Here is a 1,365-nt window from a genome sequence, read left to right as displayed (position 1 = left end):
CCATCCCGCCAGTGGCCATCCCGCCAACTGCCACCCCGCCGCCACCGGCGCCGCTGGTGCGCCGGCACGCCGAGACCCTCGGCGTCGACCTCGCCACAGTGGCCGGCACCGGAGCGGGCGGACGCATCCGCCGGGCGGACGTGGACCTCGCGGCCGCCGCCGACACACGCGATCGCGCATTACCGCCGCCGCCCGCGCGCCGGTCGCCGCCCAGACCCCGGCCAGGCCAGGTCGTGGCGCTGACCGGGATGCGCGGCGCGATCGCCCGCACCATGCGCGCCAGCCTGCAGGAGATGGCGCAGCTCACCCACGGTTACGAAGCCGACGTCACCGATCTGGTCGCCCTGCGTGCCCAGCTCAAACGGGAGTGGACCGGTTTGGGGGGCGCCGGTGCCGCTGCCGGTTCCACGCCGCGGGTGCCGTCCCTGAACGACTTCGTCATCCGGGCCGCGGCGCTGGCCCTGCGCGATCATCCGATGCTCAACGCCACCATCCGTGACGACGGTATCCACCTGCTTGCCGAGATCCATATCGGGACGGCGGTCGCGGTACCCGACGGGCTCGTGGTGCCGGTCGTGCGGGACGCGGCCGACCGTGGGCTGCTCGGCCTCGCGGCCGAGACAAGGCGGCTGGCTGGCGCCGCCCGCGACGGCCGGCTCACCACGGCGGATCTGGCGGGCGCGACCTTCACGGTGACGTCGCTGGGCGGCTACGGCGTGGACTTCTTCACACCTGTGATCAATCCGCCGAACGTGGCCATCCTCGGGGCCGGGCGGGTCCGCGACGGGGTCCGCTGGGAGGGCGACACACCGCGGCGGACGTCCGTGCTGACGCTCAGCCTCACCTTCGACCACCGCGCCGTCGACGGCGCGCCCGCCGCCGAGTACCTGCGCGCGGTCACGGCGCTGCTCGCCCGTCCGCTGCGGTTGCTGGCCACATGAGCCGGGTACTCCGATGGCCTCCACGGTGACGCCGCGTGGTGTCCCCATCGACCCGGCGCTGTTCGCGTCGCTCGACCCGCCGCGCCTTGCCGGCGGCAGGTGCGGGAACTGCGCGACGACGGTCTTCCCGGTGGCCGCGGCCTGCCCCCGCTGCTCGGCGGACGGACCGGCCATGGCACCGGTCGCGCTGCCCGGCCATGGCACGATCTGGACGCTGACCAGCCAGGGCTTTGAACCCAAGCCGCCGTACACCCCACCGCCGGACGGATTCCGGCCGTACGCGGTCGGCTATGTGGATCTCGGTGACGTGCTTGTCGAATCCCTGCTGGCCGGGGATCCGGCCGCGCTTGACATCGGGGTCCGGGTACGGCTCACGCTCGTCCAGACCGGCACTGCCGGCGAGGTCACCTACGCGTTCGAGCCC

2 protein-coding genes are annotated in these 1,365 nt (G+C 73.9%); both read left to right on the top strand.

Annotated elements, in window-relative coordinates:
* The coding region (locus MJ783_RS23225) for a dihydrolipoamide acetyltransferase family protein (protein WP_239314018.1) at nt 1–941 on the top strand (941 nt) is incomplete at its 5' end.
* 13 nt (nt 942–954) lie between these two features.
* Nucleotides 955–1,365, top strand: a 411-nt coding sequence (locus MJ783_RS23220) for a Zn-ribbon domain-containing OB-fold protein (protein ID WP_239314013.1), incomplete at its 3' end; no start/stop codon positions are given.

It is taken from the genome of Protofrankia sp. Cj3 (assembly GCF_917627355.1).
Lineage (GTDB): Bacteria > Actinomycetota > Actinomycetes > Frankiales > Frankiaceae > Protofrankia.
The sequence above is the reverse complement of the archived record's forward strand: the minus strand, read 5'-3'. Positions and strand labels throughout refer to the sequence as shown.